Raw genomic sequence first — 14,468 nt, 5'->3', positions numbered from 1 at the left:
GATCTGCAAAGCTCTCCATAATTTGCCTGACTATAGGAAATATCCGCTTAAAAATACAGCAGTTCATGTCAAATAGAAGCGGTTTTTAAGGATGCTTCACGGAATATAGAGTTGACAGACACTTTTTCTGGAAAATTTGTCAAATAGGGTCTAGTTTCAAGCAAAACAATGACAAAGGAAAAGACGAGATGCCGGTAAATTCACAACTGAATGATGAAATTCGTATTTTGACTTTATTTAATCTGGATACGTCGCTGGAGGGGATTAAAGCGCATAAATCAGCAGACCCTGGTGCAAAAGAAGCGATTGAGCGTTTATATAGAAAGGGCTTGCTTACTCAGGCGGATGGCGGTTATCTGACCGATCTGGGGCGTAATTGTGCTGAACACTTACAAAGCGCATTACGTATACTGAGTTCTTAAGCAGACCCAAGCTTGTTTTTAGATAACTGACGGAGCAGTTTGCGACACTGTTGCAACTGCTCGTGCTGCTCTGCAAATTCAAAGCTTTGATAAGCCAGCAGCAGTTGATGCAGCGCCTTACTTTGATGCGGGTGAGACAACATTAAGTTCTGCAAATAGGCCTCCATCGTTTGGTGACCGACTTTTTCGCCATAGGGTTTAAGTCGCTTGAGCATCAAAAGTCGCAGCGCCTGATTTTGATTTTCGGCTTTGTGCTGCAACAGCAGATAAACAACAAGCGCCAGAAGTAAAAATGCGAGCAATGCGGCCCCAATCCATACCCAGGGCAAAGATTTTAAGTGCCGCCAGATAAAACGTTGTTCCGTTTGATCAAAGCTCAACACCCAGACAGACCAATAATAATCCAGCCATTCCAGTTGCTGCAGCCAGTCTCCCAACATGCCTTGTTGGAAAAATTGATCTAAAAATTGTCGCTCTGACAAAGACAATGCATCAGATAAGCCCTGAGTTAAGCGAAGTGGAGCTACTATGGCTGTTGCATCAAAACGCCTCCAGCGGCCTTGGTCCAGATATTCCACCCAGGCATGGGCATCCTTTTGCAGCACCTGTAAATAGTCTCCTGCACCTTGCCAGCTGCCGCCCTGATAGCCGCCCACTACTCTTGCCGGAATACCAGCAGCACGAAACAGGTAGGAGGCAGCAGAGGCATAGTGACCACAAAAGCCGATTCTGTGTTCAAACAAAAACTGGTCAATCTGAGCCTGTTTATTCAGCACAGGCGGGCGCAGGCTATAACTGAACTGATTATTCTGAAAATACTGGTACAACGCCTTTGCATAAGCAGATGCTGTCGGATGCTGTTGTTTTAGTTGCACTGCTAGTGCGCTTGCTTGTGGGTTGCTGTGACGCAGTATCAGATTACGAATGGCTTCTTCATTGTTTTGCTGCGCTACGGCTTCGCCGTCTGATCTCAGGCCATAAGAAAAACGCCGGTTGATTTGCTGATAGCTTTCAATCAAACCCGCTGCTATGGGTCTGACCTGACCTTGAAACTGATTCACCTGACCTAAACTAAATAAGCTGCGCTGAAAGTGAGGTTCAACCACTAGCTTATACTGATAACCTGCTTGTTGTGGTGACAGAGGTTGTGACGCAGGCAACAAAGCGGGTAACCAGTCCTGTCCATTAAAGTGCTCAAATACTTTGGCTCGCCAGTACAACTCCTGCTGAGGAGGTTTCTCTTTTTCAAATTCGACTCTGAATGCCAGACTGTCGTTTTGTACCAGTCGCTCCAGGCCCCCTAAAGATAACTCATCTGCTAAACCTGTTTGCGCCTGATGTTGACGATCGGTTTGCCACAAAGGCGGTAGCCGTGGAAAAAGCACAAAAAGTGCAATACATAAAGGCATCACCCATAACAGCAGGCGAAATTCAGACCATTGAAACTGACGGCGTTGTACCGGCGCAAACAACAGGTAATGCAGATATAAATTGCAAAAAAATAGCAGAAACACAGCACCAGCAAACCAAAGACTTTGATTGAGCATAAAACCGGTGCTGATCAGAAAATACTGTACCCACACCAGTTTTTTTGCATGACGCAGATCCGAGGTGATAGAAAATAGCCGCAGCGCTGCAGAGAAAAACAGCAATTGCAGCATGGAGTCCTGCATATCCTGTTGCCATAACTGAGAGAGCAGCAACAGGCACAAGAGCACAGCAAGCATGTTCACTGTCATCATCCGCACTGTTTTTTCTGCCCGCACAGTGGCGTATTTGAACAGCAGGATACAAAGCAGCACCAGACTGGACCACCAGCTTAAGCCATCCTGTAACAGCGCCAGTAACAGCAGTTGCAGTAATAAGGCGATGTGCACAAAGATTGGATTCAGCATAACGCCAACGCCTGTAAACAGCGGTGCAAATGCGTCTGGCCATGGCTTGCAGCAATTTCAATACCGGCAGCATTCAGACTATAACTTTGGCCTTGTTGTTCAAACTGCAGCAGCAGGGCACAAAATTCGGATAATTGCTGCTCCAAAGCCAGCCCTGTTGCATCGACAACCAGGTGCCTGGGTTGATGAACTGCCCCGGTAGGGGAATACTGCCGGATCACCGGTTGCCATGGATTTTTCGCCAGTCGTTTCCAGTCGATAGCTGATGCAGGAGAGCCTGCCTGATAAGGAGCCAGCTGGTCAGGATGATCGGGGTGCTGTGAAGGCTTTGTCGATACAGTCTGCTTTAGTGCTGCAGGTTCAGGGTAAACCCAATAGGGCTGTTGTAACTGAATATGGGTCCAGCAGTGGATCAGTCCAAAAGGGTAATAGGAGCGCAGTGTAAAACGCTGAAGCTGATAAAACCCCCGTCGTTGTGGATAAAGCTCGAGCAGTAGTTCGTTTGGCAAGGTCTCAAAAAATAGCGGGGTGAAATCTTCACCTGATATGTAGAGCATTTTTTTATACTGATGCTGATGTAGCTGCACTGTCAGTTGTACTGAGGATCCGGCATAACCAAAGGGTTCGGCGCCTGCACTGATCTTCAGCTGATACAGATTAAAAAAAGCGGCGAGAATACAAAAACAAAACAACGACAACAGCAGGTAAGCACAGAGCAATATCAGGTTATTCTGATAGTTAGTGCCAAATAAATACAATAAAGCGATAAGAAGTACAAACCAGCCACCATAGGCCGTAGGAAAAACAAAAAGCAGATGTTGCCTGAGTTGCACTTCTTTTGCAGCAGGTTGGCGTTTATCCAGCCAACGGTAAAATCGCTGCCTGAAGCTGTTGATAAGCTTTTGCCGCACTGTCGTCGTCAGCGTCATAAAGGGCAAGGCACCTGACGTAATAACTGCAGGCTCAGGCTTTTATTGTCTCTGGAGCTGCCTGGATTGAGCCTGTGTTCAGCTACAGAGGGAAACACCTGTTGTACATCCTCGGCTGTGGCAAAATGACGGCCAGATAACAAAGCAAAAGCTTTAGTGGCCCGAAGCAAGGCCTTTGCTGCGCGTGGCGACAGCGGCAGGCAATCCTGCTGCTGACGGCTTTGTGTAACCAATGCCAGCAGATAATCAAGCAGCGCATCACTGACTTTGACCTGCACGACCTGCTGCTGCAGTGTCATCAACTGCAGCTCATCTAAACAAGGAGCTAGTCCTTCCAGTCTGGATTGACCATGATCCTGCTGCAAAATAAGTTTTTCGGTCTGCAGATCAGGAAAGCCAAGCGCAAGACGCATCAGGAAACGGTCGAGCTGAGATTCAGGCAAGGCATTGGTGCCGGCATGAAACAATGGATTTTGGGTCGCAATAACAAAAAAGGGTTTAGGCAGCGCATAAGACAAGCCATCGATAGACACCTGTTTTTCTTCCATAGCTTCTAATAAGGCACTTTGAGTACGGGGACTGGCTCTGTTGATTTCATCGGCTAATAAAATTTGACTGAAAATCGGGCCATTTCTGAATTGGAACTCCTGGGTATCTCTTAAAAACACCGACTGCCCCAGCAAATCCGCAGGCAACATATCGTTAGTAAATTGCACTCTTTTGTAATGAACACCAAGGCTGAGCGCCAATGCATGGGCGAGGGTGGTTTTGCCTAAACCCGGCAAATCCTCAATCAGTAAATGGCCTTCAGACAACAAACAACACAAGGCCAGTCGCACTGCTTGAGGTTTGCCTAAAATCACCTGATTCAGCTTTTGTTCTAACTGCTGTAAAGCCTGAATTTCCGCCATAAAAGCTCCGCTGGAAATGCCGTTTTCAGCCTGGAAAGCTTGCTAAAAAAGGCTTGATATTTTCAGATGTTTAGACATCTGGGTGTTTTTGCCGATAAATTTCGCACTATTTGCAGATTTCAGCGCAATATACTCATTTAAGCATTGAATTTAGCCGCCAATAAATTTACTTTGTCTGCGGATAAATAACCTAGTGACCTTAACTATCAATTCAAAACTATAGGACTACTTAAAGTGACGACCTGGACGCCTCAAAGTTGGCGAGCTTTTCCAATCCAACAACAACCTCATTACGATGATCAGGCTTTACTCAGCACTGTTGAGCAGCAATTGCACAAATATCCGCCTTTGGTGTTTGCGCAAGAGACTCGTGATCTCTTTAGTCAGCTTGGACAAGTGGCTGAAGGCAAAGCATTTTTACTGCAAGGCGGAGATTGTGCGGAGAGCTTTAGTGACTTTAATGCACCAAAAATTCGTGACACTTTTAAAGTATTACTGCAAATGGCTGTGGTACTCACCTTTGCCGGCGGTTGTCCTGTAGTCAAAGTAGCACGTATGGCTGGCCAATATGCCAAGCCTCGCTCCAGCGATTTAGAAACCATAGCTGGTGTATCTCACCCAAGCTACCGTGGTGATATAGTCAACAGCTTTGAATTCACAGCAGAGGCCCGTAAGCCAGACCCAAATCGTTTGATGACGGCTTACCATCATTCTGCAGCCACCTTAAATTTGTTACGTGCTTTTGCACAAGGTGGATTAGCAGACCTGCATCAGGTCAGCCGCTGGAATCTGGGTTTTGTTGACGCCAATCCATTGAAAGGCCGCTACCAGGATGTGGCCCAGCGTATTCAGGAAGCACTGCGGTTTATGGAAATTTGCGGTATTACGGCAGAAAACTCGCCGTCTATTCGCGAAACATCTTTATATACCTCGCATGAAGCGCTGTTGCTGAACTACGAAGAGGCCTTAACCCGCCGTGATTCGTTAACAGGCGAATGGTACGATTGTTCAGCCCACATGGTCTGGATAGGCGAGCGCACCCGTCAGTTGGATCATGCTCATCTTGAGTTTTTCCGTGGCATCAAAAACCCTGTGGGTGTGAAAGTGGGCCCAGGTATGGATGAAGTAGATTTATTGCGCCTTATCGACGCGTTAAATCCAGACAACATTCCTGGCCGTTTGACCTTAATCACCCGGATGGGCGCTGATAAATTAGCGGAGAAGTTACCTGCTTTAGTGCGTCGGGTCGAGCGCGAAGGCCGCAAAGTGGTCTGGAGTTCAGATCCTATGCATGGCAATACCGTCAAAGCCAGCAACGACTACAAAACCCGTGATTTTGAAGCCATTTTGCGTGAAATCCGTTATTTCTTTGCGGTGCATCAGGCTGAAGGCACTCATGCCGGTGGTATCCACCTGGAAATGACAGGCGATAACGTCACTGAATGTACAGGTGGCGCTTATGGTTTGTCTGAAAACGATTTAAGCAAGCGTTACACCACTCAGTGTGATCCTCGATTAAATTCAGATCAGGTGCTGGAACTGGCATTTCTGATCGCAGATACCCTTCGTGCGGTCCGCAAATAAAAAACCAGTTGCTGAACTCTTGTCTGATTATTCAGGCAAAAGTTCAGCATCTTTGCGTATTGCCATAGTAGGAGCCGGCGCTATAGGTTGTTACCTAGGCACTATGCTTGCTCAATCCTCTGAATTTGACCTGATCTTTATCGGGCGCGAACGAATGGCGCTTGAGGCCGCAGCTTATGGCTTAACGGCACAGGATTTAGACGGGGCCTGTCATCGGCTAACATCACCTGCCGTTTATACAGAATTTGAAGCTCTTCGCACCGCACAGCTGGTGCTGGTGACGGTAAAAGCTTTAGATCTGGAAACCTTACTTCCCCAACTGGCTCATTATCTGTCTGCTGACTGTCTGGTCGTGGCCATGCAAAATGGTGTCGCTGTAGCACCTTTATATCAACAGTTTTTACTTCAGACTGTGCTCAGAGCCATAGTGCCTTTTAATGTGGTGAAAATAAGCCCGGGTTTTTATGTTCGCACCACGGGTGCAGACATGATATGGCAAAAGAGTGACGATCCACGAATTGGGGCTGTGCTGGAACAGCTGCACCATCAGGGCATCACGTCAAAACAACTGGAGAATGTCAAAGCAGCTGAATTTGGTAAATTGCTGCTGAATCTCAATAATGCCATTAATGCACTCTCTGACTTGCCGTTGCAGCAGCAGTTGCTGCAGCGTCCTTATCGATTATTGCTCGCAGCTGCGATGAAGGAGCTGTTGGGTTTATGTAGGCGTCTGAATATAAAGACCTATTCTTATACCTCTATCCCCAACAGCTATATTCCACTTTTGCTGCAAACACCCAACTGGTTGTTCAAACAGCTGGCAAGAAAAATGCTGGCGATATCACCTGATGCGCGTTCGTCGATGTGGGATGACATTCAGGCAGGTAAAGCGACTGAAATCGCGTTTTTAAATGGTGCTGTCGTCACTTTGGCAGAGCAGTTAAAGCTGGATGCACCCGTCAACAGACTACTGGTGCAACTGGTGAAACGCAAAGAGCAGGGCGAACCTATCCGGCTTTGCCCCTTGCATATCACACAACTGCTGCAAGAGGCCGGTGGTAGTCAAAGGTCTTAGTCCGTCAAAGCCGTTAGTACTTCTGTCGTTTTAAGCCGGTTTGCGACAAAATCTTCGCCGATATCTCTTCGATGGATAAATGAGTTGAGTTTAAAAACGGAATTTTTTCCTTTTGATACAAGGCTTCTACTTCATCTAATTCCAGTTTGCATTGCCGTAGTGACGCATACTTGCTGCCTGGGCGGCGCTGCTCACGAATTTTACTTAAACGCTCTGGTGTAATGGTCAGGCCAAACAGCTTGGCTTTTTGCTTTTTCAGCTCATCCGGCAATCGCAACATATCCATGTCTTCCTGCACAAAAGGGTAGTTTGCGGCTTTGATACCATACTGCAGCGCCAGATATAAACTGGTCGGGGTTTTACCTGAGCGACTGACGCCCACCAGAATAATGTCGGCTTTGGCATATTCCTTTAAATTCACCCCATCGTCATTGGCCAGCGCATAGTTGACCGCATCAATACGGAAATCATAGGTTTTTTCATGAATGCTGTGAGTGCGATGAGTTTTGGGCATAGCAGCTATGCCTAATTCCTTTTGCATTGGCTCGATAAAGGCATTTAAAAAGTCGTAACAGACACCATCGCTGCTGTTAATGATCTGCCGTAATTCTTCATCCACAAAGGTCTGAAAAATCAAAGGGCGAATTCCGGTTGTTTTATAACGATCGTTTATCCGTTGTTTGGCTTGTAAGGCGATCTCTTTAGTTTCAACAAATGGGATGGTTACATGGTCGAATTCTGCCGGAAACAGTGACAATAGAGCGTGCCCGAACACTTCAGAGGTAATGCCTGTACCATCAGATATATAAAAGGCTGTTCTCACGATTTTCTCCATTTTGTCGTTATTAAATTACATAAAAATTAAGGTTTTATTTAGCTTTCACGCCAGTGTAGAATTAAGTTGCTTATGTGGCTGGCCATGTAAGCTTACATAACCTGCAACAAAAATTGGAGACTCATTGTGCAAGAATTCGTTGTTTGGTACCAGGACCTGGGCATGCACGACGTTCCTCGCGTTGGCGGAAAAAATGCTTCATTAGGTGAAATGATCAGTAACCTGGCAAATGCAGGGGTACAAGTTCCTGGTGGTTTTGCCACCACAGCTTATGCCTTTAATCAATTTCTTGAACAGAGTGGTCTTAACGAGCGTATTTATCAACTGCTGGATGGATTAAACGTTGATGATGTAAATGCCCTTGCAAAAGCTGGTGCGCAAATTCGCCAATGGGTGATCGACACACCATTTCAGGCTGAATTTGAGCAAGCCATTCAAACTTCCTATCAACAGCTGCAACAAGGTTGTGCTGAAGATGTCTCCTTTGCAGTGCGTTCATCAGCCACAGCTGAAGATATGCCGGATGCTTCTTTTGCGGGTCAGCAGGAAACTTTCTTAAACGTACGTGGTTATGCTCATGTGATTGAAGCCATTAAACACGTATTTGCGTCATTATTTAACGACCGCGCTATTTCGTATCGTGTGCATCAGGGCTACGACCACCGTGGGGTGGCCTTATCTGCTGGTGTACAGCGTATGGTGCGTTCTGATTTATCTGCCTCAGGTGTGATGTTCAGTATCGACACTGAATCAGGTTTTGAAGATGTAGTCTTTGTCACCTCGTCCTACGGTTTAGGCGAAATGGTGGTACAAGGCGCGGTAAACCCTGACGAATTTTATGTACATAAGCCGACTGTGATGGCAGGTCGTCCTGCTGTAGTACGCCGTAATTTGGGCAGTAAGCTGTTACAGATGGTGTATTCCAAAGATTTGAGCCATGGCAAACAAGTTGTTATCGAAGATGTGCCTGCAGCGAATCGTCAGCAGTTTTCACTCACGGACGCTGAAGTGCAGGAATTGGCGAAACAAGCCATTATCATCGAAAAACACTATGGCCGTGCTATGGATATCGAGTGGGCCAAAGATGGTCAGGACGGTAAGCTGTATATAGTCCAGGCCCGCCCTGAAACTGTGCGTAGCCGCGAAGACAGCAACGAAATGGAACGCTTCCAGCTCAAAGGCACAGCACCAATTGTTGTTGAAGGTCGCGCCATTGGTCATAAAATTGGTTCAGGCAAAGCCAAAGTCCTCGCCAGCATCGCTGATATGGATCAGATCCAGCCAGGTGATGTGTTAGTCACCGACATGACAGACCCGGACTGGGAACCTATCATGAAACGCGCTTCAGCTATTGTCACCAACCGTGGTGGCCGTACTTGTCACGCCGCTATTATTGCGCGTGAACTGGGTATCCCAGCTGTAGTGGGTTGTGGTGATGCGACTAAAAAAATCAAAAATGGTCAGGATGTGACAGTCTCCTGTGCTGAAGGCGACACAGGTTTTGTCTACGAGGGTATTTTAGGTTTTGACGTGATGACCTCACGTGTAGACAAAATGCCAGCGCTTAAGATGAAAATCATGATGAACGTTGGTAATCCTGAACGTGCGTTTTCCTTTGCCAAGTTACCACACGCTGGTATTGGCTTAGCCCGTCTGGAATTTATTATCAACCGTATGATTGGTGTGCATCCAAAAGCCTTGCTGAACTTTGACGCTCAAACCGATGAGCTTAAAGCCACCATCAGTGAAATGATGGCGGGGTACAGCTCTCCGGTCGAGTTTTACACTATGAAGCTGGTTGAAGGTATTTCTACCCTGGCAGCTGCCTTCTCGCCAGAGCGGGTGATAGTGCGGATGTCCGACTTTAAGTCGAACGAATACGCCAATCTGGTTGGTGGTCGTCAGTACGAGCCACACGAAGAAAACCCTATGATTGGCTTCCGTGGTGCATCGCGTTACATCTCTGAAGATTTCCGTGACTGTTTTGCGATGGAATGTGAAGCCTTAAAACGGGTTCGTAATGAGATGGGCTTTACCAATGTTGAAGTGATGATCCCATTCGTTCGCACACTGGAAGAAGCCAAAGCTGTGATTGAACTGCTGGAAGCTCATGGCCTGAAGCGCGGTGATAATGGCTTAAAAGTTATTATGATGTGTGAATTGCCGTCCAACTGCTTACTGGCTGAAGAGTTCCTTGAGTATTTTGATGGTTTCTCCATCGGCTCAAATGACTTAACTCAGCTGACCTTAGGTTTAGATCGCGACAGTGGTTTGATAGCGCATCTGTTTGATGAACGTAACCCGGCTATTAAAAAGCTGCTGTCTATGGCGATACAAACCGCGAAAGCCAAAGGCAAGTACGTCGGTATTTGTGGTCAGGGCCCTTCAGATCACGAAGACTTTGCGGCATGGCTGATGGATCAAGGTATCGATTCAGTGTCATTAAACCCTGATACCGTATTAGAAACCTGGTTGTATCTGGCTGAAAAATACGGTCAGTAAGTTGCACTGATTAAACCAAAAGCCAGCCTCAATGCTGGCTTTTGTCTTTTTAAAAATGAGCTATTTAATTGATTTTAAAGCGAAGTACTTGGCTTCTTTGCTGCAATACCTTATAAATTAGTTATGCGTAAAAATTAGCCGCTTAAGGCTTTATTACAACGGAGGTCAGCATGAGCGATCCGGTGCTCAAATCCAAAGCCCTTGGTTTGATGTATGGCTTATTGGCCGGAGAAGTTTTAGGTTCCGCCGTTGAAGGTCTTGAGCAAAACGAACGTGATGAGCGGCTAGGCTTTGACCTGAATGAAATTTTACTGCAAAACCCCTGGCAGACTTTGTCTGGTCAGCCGACCGACAGCGGTGAGTTAGCCGTGTTGTTATGCCGCCTGTTAGCTCATTATGGTGAGTATCAGGAAGATGGTGCCTGGCAGGCTTATGAATACTGGCTCAGAACCGAACCCTTTTCCGTACCTGACGAATTAAAGCGTGCTTTGCTGAGTGAACAGGACGAGGAGTCCAGTGCAACTACAGCTTTGGCTCGCGTGGCGCCCATTGCTTTAATGGTGCCTTATCAATCTTTACCTCAGTTAGCGGCCTGGGCTATGGCTGATACCGCATTAACCCATCCGAATATGTTATGCCAGCAAATCAGTGGCTTGTATGCGATGGCACTTGGTCATGTACTGGAAAACGACTGCAGTGCCGATGAGTTGTACCAATTGATCAAAGACTGGGCGTCACAGTTAAAAGTAGATAAGCGTATTATCCGCACTATTGATCAGGCGCTATTTATGCCTCCCACCGATGCTGAAATGTCAGATACTCCGGTGCTGGTGTGTTTTCAGAATGCCATCTGGCAGCTGTTGTATGCCCAGGATTATCTGGATGGCATGCTGGACACTCTGAAACGAGGTGGAGATACGGCTAACAATGCTGCTGTGGCCGGTGCTTTATTAGGTGCTTGTTATGGTGTGGCTGAAGTTCCGGAATTATTGCGAAATGCGATTACTCACTGCAGACCCCTCAAAGGCCAGTTTGGTGTGCATCAGCCACGGCCTGAGTGCTGTTGGGCTAATGAAGTAGAGTATTTAACGGAGCAGATTTTAACAGGCACAAAAAAACCGGCATAGCAGCCGGTTTATGTACAGGACGTACGGTATGCCGAAAATGCAGGAGCATATTTTCGGCGATGTACAGGACGTACGGTATGCCGAAAATGCAGGAGCATATTTTCGGCGATTTAACAATGCAACTAAGTCAGCGACTTATTTGCTGTTACGGGTTTCTTCGCAGGACTTTTTATCCACGCACTCACCATACAGATATAAACTGTGGTGAGTTAACTTAATACCGTTTTTCTCAGAAATTTCCAGTTGCTTACGTTCGATATCATCGTCTTCAAACTCAATGACTTTACCGCAGTTTAAGCACACCAGGTGATCGTGGTGATCCATACGGCTTAATTCGAATACCGATTTGCCACCTTCAAAATGATGACGCGACACTATGCCTGCATCATCAAACTGGTTTAACACACGGTATACAGTCGCCAGACCAATATCTTCACCTAATTCCAGCAAAATCTTATACACATCTTCAGCGCTGATGTGCTGATGATTAGGATCTTGCAAAATATCGAGGATCTTCACTCGTGGCAGGGTGACCTTGAGGCCTGCTTTACGCAATTCGGTATTATGATCTGACATGGACTGTTGTACTCTTTCTTGAATTTCAAATGATTATAAGGCCATTAACGACAGAAGCAACCTATAAATCTGCCCATTAATACCAGCAAAGCGCAGACAAAGCACAAACAAGGCGTTAGAATCCTGATCAACAGGTCTTACCAGAGGTTTCTTATGCGTTGGGCGTTTAATCCGGCCGTAATGCGGCATTTATTAAATTTGTGGCCACCGTTTTTTTTCACAGGCATTAAGGTGGTGGAGTTATCGCAAGACTACAGGTATTGCAAGGTTGAGCTGAAAAACCGGCCCTGGACCCGCAATATCAATAGCAGCCAGTTTGGTGGCTCTATGTTTGCGATGACCGATCCTATTTATCCATTGATGCTGATGGGGGCTTTGGGCAAAGAGTATATGGTGTGGGATAAACAAGCCGATATTAACTACATCACACCGGGTCGTGGCAAATTAACAGCTGAGTTTGTGCTGACAGATAATGAGCTTGAGCATATCAAACAGCAGACCGAAGCAGGTGAGAAGTATTTCCCTGATTTTGTAGTGCATGTGAAAGACAACAAAGGCGAGTTGGTGTGCGAGGTCAAACGTAAGGTGTATATTCGCAAAAAGCCTAAATACCGCGATACATCTCAATAAAAAAAGGTCAGAGCCTTGGCTCTGACCTTTTATGATTACAGATTTTCCAGCTCTTTTAAGCTCAGTTCATCATAAATCTGTTTGCACCACTGCTTGACACGTTGTTCCGTCAGTTCTGGCTGACGGTCTTCGTCTATGCCTAAACCAACAAAATGATCGTTGTCTGCCAGTGCTTTGGAGGCAACAAAGTTGTAGCCTTTGGTTGGCCAGTGTCCAACAATAATGGCGCCTTTCGGCTCGATAATGTCACGTAGGGTGCCCATAGCATCAAGGAAATATTCGGCATAATCTTCCTGATCACCACAGCCAAAAATCGCTACTAACTTGTTGTTAAAGTCGATATGTTCAAGCTCTGGAAAGAAGTCATCCCAATCACATTGGGCTTCACCGTAATACCAGGTTGGAATACCTAACAGCAACAAATCATAACCGGCAATTTGTTCTTTTGTGCTTTTGGCAATATCCATCACATCAAACAAATGTTTGCCCAGCTCTTTTTGAATCATTTTTGCGATATGTTCAGTGTTACCTGTATCGCTACCAAAAAATATACCTACAGTTGCCATAACTTTCGCCTTCTACCTGGTCAACGCTTGTTCTAAAACCCATTCTATATAGGCGCTACGTGTCATGTTTTGCTGCTGTGCAGACAAACTTAGTTGTTCGTACAACTGCTCTGACACTTTGCACTCTATACGCTTTAAACCTTTACTTCGATCGCGTTTGATTTGATTGCGCTTGTTCAGCTTGAGCTGCTCTTCCCGTGGTAAAGGATTGGTCCTTGGCCGGCCGGGGCGTTTTTCATGCGCAAACAAATCTATTGTTGTGCGATCTGTGGCTATTTTAGCCATGTCGCGCACCTCATTTATTCGACAAAAAACTCAAAAATCACTTTAGCTAAAAAAGCTGCAGGAGATAAAAACAGCACTAACCACACAAATATTTTGCCAAAACGAGGAGCGTTACTTTTTTTAAGCACATCCCAAATGGCCATCACAATAAACAGATACAGGGCACCAACACCCAGAAAAAGACCCAGGGTCTCAAACTGCTCAATATTCATAATGACCCACTAGCCCTTAAAAATTGCGCGCACTATAGCACAATTTTATTAGGAATTAATTGCGTTAACTCAATAAAAAGTCAGTGACAATTTTAGCGAAAGCCACGGGTTTCTCGGCGTGTAACCAGTGGCCTGTGCCCATAATGACTTTAGCTTTGCTGTGCGGGAACAATTGCCGGATCAGGCTTTGATGTTCTGGCAACAGATAATCAGATTCTGCGCCTTTGATAAAAAGCGTCGGGCCTTTGTAAGGGCCTTTGCTTGGAGGGGCCTCTAATAACTGCTGATAATTGGCGATCAAAGCTTTGATATTAAAGCGCCAGCGGAAGTGATCATCTTCCTTATACAGGCTCTTGAGCAGAAACTGTCGTACACCGGTTTCAGTGATAGACAATGCCAGCTGCTGATCAGCCTGCTGTCTGCTTTGTAAGTTGTTCAGATCGATGCCATCCAGTGCTGATAATATTTCCAGGTGACGCGGTCTGTTTTGCACCGGCGATATATCCGCCAGTATCAGTTTATTGACACGCTCTGGGTAACGAAGCGCAAACTCCATGGCTATTTTACCACCCATAGAATGGCCCAATAGGATCACCTGGTCTAAGCCCAAATGATCCAGCGTATCTTTGACATCCTCTGCCATCAGCGCATAGGACATGCTATCGTGCCAGTCTGAACGGCCATGATTACGCATGTCCAGATTGACCACTTGCCATTGTCCGGCTAAAGCACGGGCAATCACGCCAAGGTTCTCGTAACTACCAAAAAGGCCGTGGATCAATACAATAGCTTGACCTTGGCCTGTGATCTCGGTATGTAATATCATTATTTTTTCCGATTTAACGACCTTATTTACGACATAGTGGCATGGTATCAAAACTGCTGGCTGGCGTCAGCGACTAACTTTTTTGTATACCCA

At 46.1% G+C, this 14,468-nt stretch carries 15 protein-coding genes; 6 read left to right on the top strand and 9 right to left on the bottom strand.

What is annotated here, in order from left to right:
- Nucleotides 1-188 precede the first annotated feature (188 nt).
- Entirely contained in the window at nucleotides 189-422 is a 234-nt protein-coding gene (locus LSG34_RS02655; protein ID WP_233007254.1) for a TIGR02647 family protein, read from the top strand.
- Here the strand turns inward: LSG34_RS02655 and LSG34_RS02650 are convergent.
- The 3 genes from LSG34_RS02650 to LSG34_RS02640 are packed head-to-tail and all read right to left on the bottom strand — an operon-like array spanning nucleotide 419 to nucleotide 4,157.
- Nucleotides 419-2,317, bottom strand: coding sequence for a transglutaminase family protein (locus LSG34_RS02650; RefSeq protein WP_233007253.1), 1,899 nt, complete (start codon nucleotides 2,315-2,317; stop codon nucleotides 419-421). The two genes, LSG34_RS02655 and LSG34_RS02650, sit on opposite strands and share 4 nt — an antisense overlap.
- The gene (locus LSG34_RS02645) at nucleotides 2,311-3,246 is read right to left on the bottom strand and encodes a DUF58 domain-containing protein (protein ID WP_233007252.1); all 936 of its coding nucleotides are present in this window, start codon (nucleotides 3,244-3,246) and stop codon (nucleotides 2,311-2,313) included. Before LSG34_RS02645 ends, LSG34_RS02650 begins: the two co-directional genes overlap by 7 nt.
- Nucleotides 3,243-4,157 (bottom strand): AAA family ATPase, encoded by a 915-nt coding sequence (locus LSG34_RS02640; protein WP_233007251.1) that lies wholly within the window; start codon nucleotides 4,155-4,157, stop codon nucleotides 3,243-3,245. The genes LSG34_RS02645 and LSG34_RS02640 overlap by 4 nt, the downstream gene beginning before the upstream one ends.
- 234 nt (nucleotides 4,158-4,391) lie before the next feature.
- On the opposite strand from LSG34_RS02640, the gene LSG34_RS02635 reads away from it, so the two are divergent.
- A complete protein-coding gene (locus tag LSG34_RS02635; protein WP_233007250.1) occupies nucleotides 4,392-5,741 on the top strand; it encodes a class II 3-deoxy-7-phosphoheptulonate synthase in 1,350 nt (449 codons plus the stop codon).
- Nucleotides 5,725-6,816, top strand: coding sequence for a 2-dehydropantoate 2-reductase (locus LSG34_RS02630; protein ID WP_233007249.1), 1,092 nt, complete (start codon nucleotides 5,725-5,727; stop codon nucleotides 6,814-6,816). Before LSG34_RS02635 ends, LSG34_RS02630 begins: the two co-directional genes overlap by 17 nt.
- A 13-nt stretch (nucleotides 6,817-6,829) precedes the next feature.
- On the opposite strand, the gene ppsR is transcribed toward LSG34_RS02630, so the two are convergent.
- On the bottom strand, nucleotides 6,830-7,639 hold the full coding sequence (gene ppsR, locus LSG34_RS02625) for a posphoenolpyruvate synthetase regulatory kinase/phosphorylase PpsR (protein ID WP_233007248.1): 810 nt from the start codon (nucleotides 7,637-7,639) through the stop codon (nucleotides 6,830-6,832).
- Nucleotides 7,640-7,777: 138 nt separating this feature from the next.
- Here ppsR and ppsA point away from each other — a divergent pair, with 138 nt between their 5' ends.
- Nucleotides 7,778-10,153 (top strand): phosphoenolpyruvate synthase, encoded by a 2,376-nt coding sequence (ppsA, locus tag LSG34_RS02620; RefSeq protein ID WP_233007247.1) that lies wholly within the window; start codon nucleotides 7,778-7,780, stop codon nucleotides 10,151-10,153.
- Nucleotides 10,154-10,323: 170 nt separating this feature from the next.
- Nucleotides 10,324-11,280, top strand: a complete 957-nt coding sequence (locus tag LSG34_RS02615) for an ADP-ribosylglycohydrolase family protein (protein WP_233007246.1) — start codon at nucleotides 10,324-10,326, stop codon at nucleotides 11,278-11,280.
- A 135-nt stretch (nucleotides 11,281-11,415) separates the two neighbouring features.
- Here LSG34_RS02615 and fur read toward each other — a convergent pair whose 3' ends face one another.
- On the bottom strand, nucleotides 11,416-11,856 hold the full coding sequence (fur, locus tag LSG34_RS02610; protein WP_127022998.1) for a ferric iron uptake transcriptional regulator: 441 nt from the start codon (nucleotides 11,854-11,856) through the stop codon (nucleotides 11,416-11,418).
- Between the two features lie 153 nt (nucleotides 11,857-12,009).
- Between fur and LSG34_RS02605 the strand changes: the two genes are divergently transcribed.
- Nucleotides 12,010-12,486, top strand: a complete 477-nt coding sequence (locus LSG34_RS02605) for a DUF4442 domain-containing protein (RefSeq protein WP_233007245.1) — start codon at nucleotides 12,010-12,012, stop codon at nucleotides 12,484-12,486.
- Nucleotides 12,487-12,521: 35 nt separating this feature from the next.
- Here the strand turns inward: LSG34_RS02605 and fldA are convergent, their stop codons facing one another.
- The 4 genes from fldA to LSG34_RS02585 form a co-directional block, all read right to left on the bottom strand.
- Entirely contained in the window at nucleotides 12,522-13,052 is a 531-nt protein-coding gene (gene fldA, locus LSG34_RS02600; RefSeq protein WP_233007244.1) for a flavodoxin FldA, read from the bottom strand.
- 12 nt (nucleotides 13,053-13,064) lie between these two features.
- A complete protein-coding gene (gene ybfE, locus LSG34_RS02595; RefSeq protein ID WP_046521060.1) occupies nucleotides 13,065-13,337 on the bottom strand; it encodes a LexA regulated protein in 273 nt (90 codons plus the stop codon).
- Nucleotides 13,338-13,351: 14 nt separating this feature from the next.
- Nucleotides 13,352-13,549: a DUF2788 domain-containing protein gene (locus tag LSG34_RS02590; RefSeq protein ID WP_053426051.1), complete on the bottom strand. Its 198-nt coding sequence runs from the start codon at nucleotides 13,547-13,549 to the stop codon at nucleotides 13,352-13,354.
- 64 nt (nucleotides 13,550-13,613) lie between these two features.
- Entirely contained in the window at nucleotides 13,614-14,375 is a 762-nt protein-coding gene (locus LSG34_RS02585; protein ID WP_233007243.1) for an alpha/beta fold hydrolase, read from the bottom strand.
- Between the last annotated feature and the right edge of the window lie 93 nt (nucleotides 14,376-14,468).

It is taken from the genome of Rheinheimera faecalis, assembly GCF_021290965.1.
GTDB classification, from domain to species: Bacteria; Pseudomonadota; Gammaproteobacteria; order Enterobacterales; family Alteromonadaceae; genus Pararheinheimera; species Pararheinheimera faecalis.
Note: the sequence above shows the minus strand (reverse complement) of the source record. Positions and strands in the feature narration are given on the sequence as shown.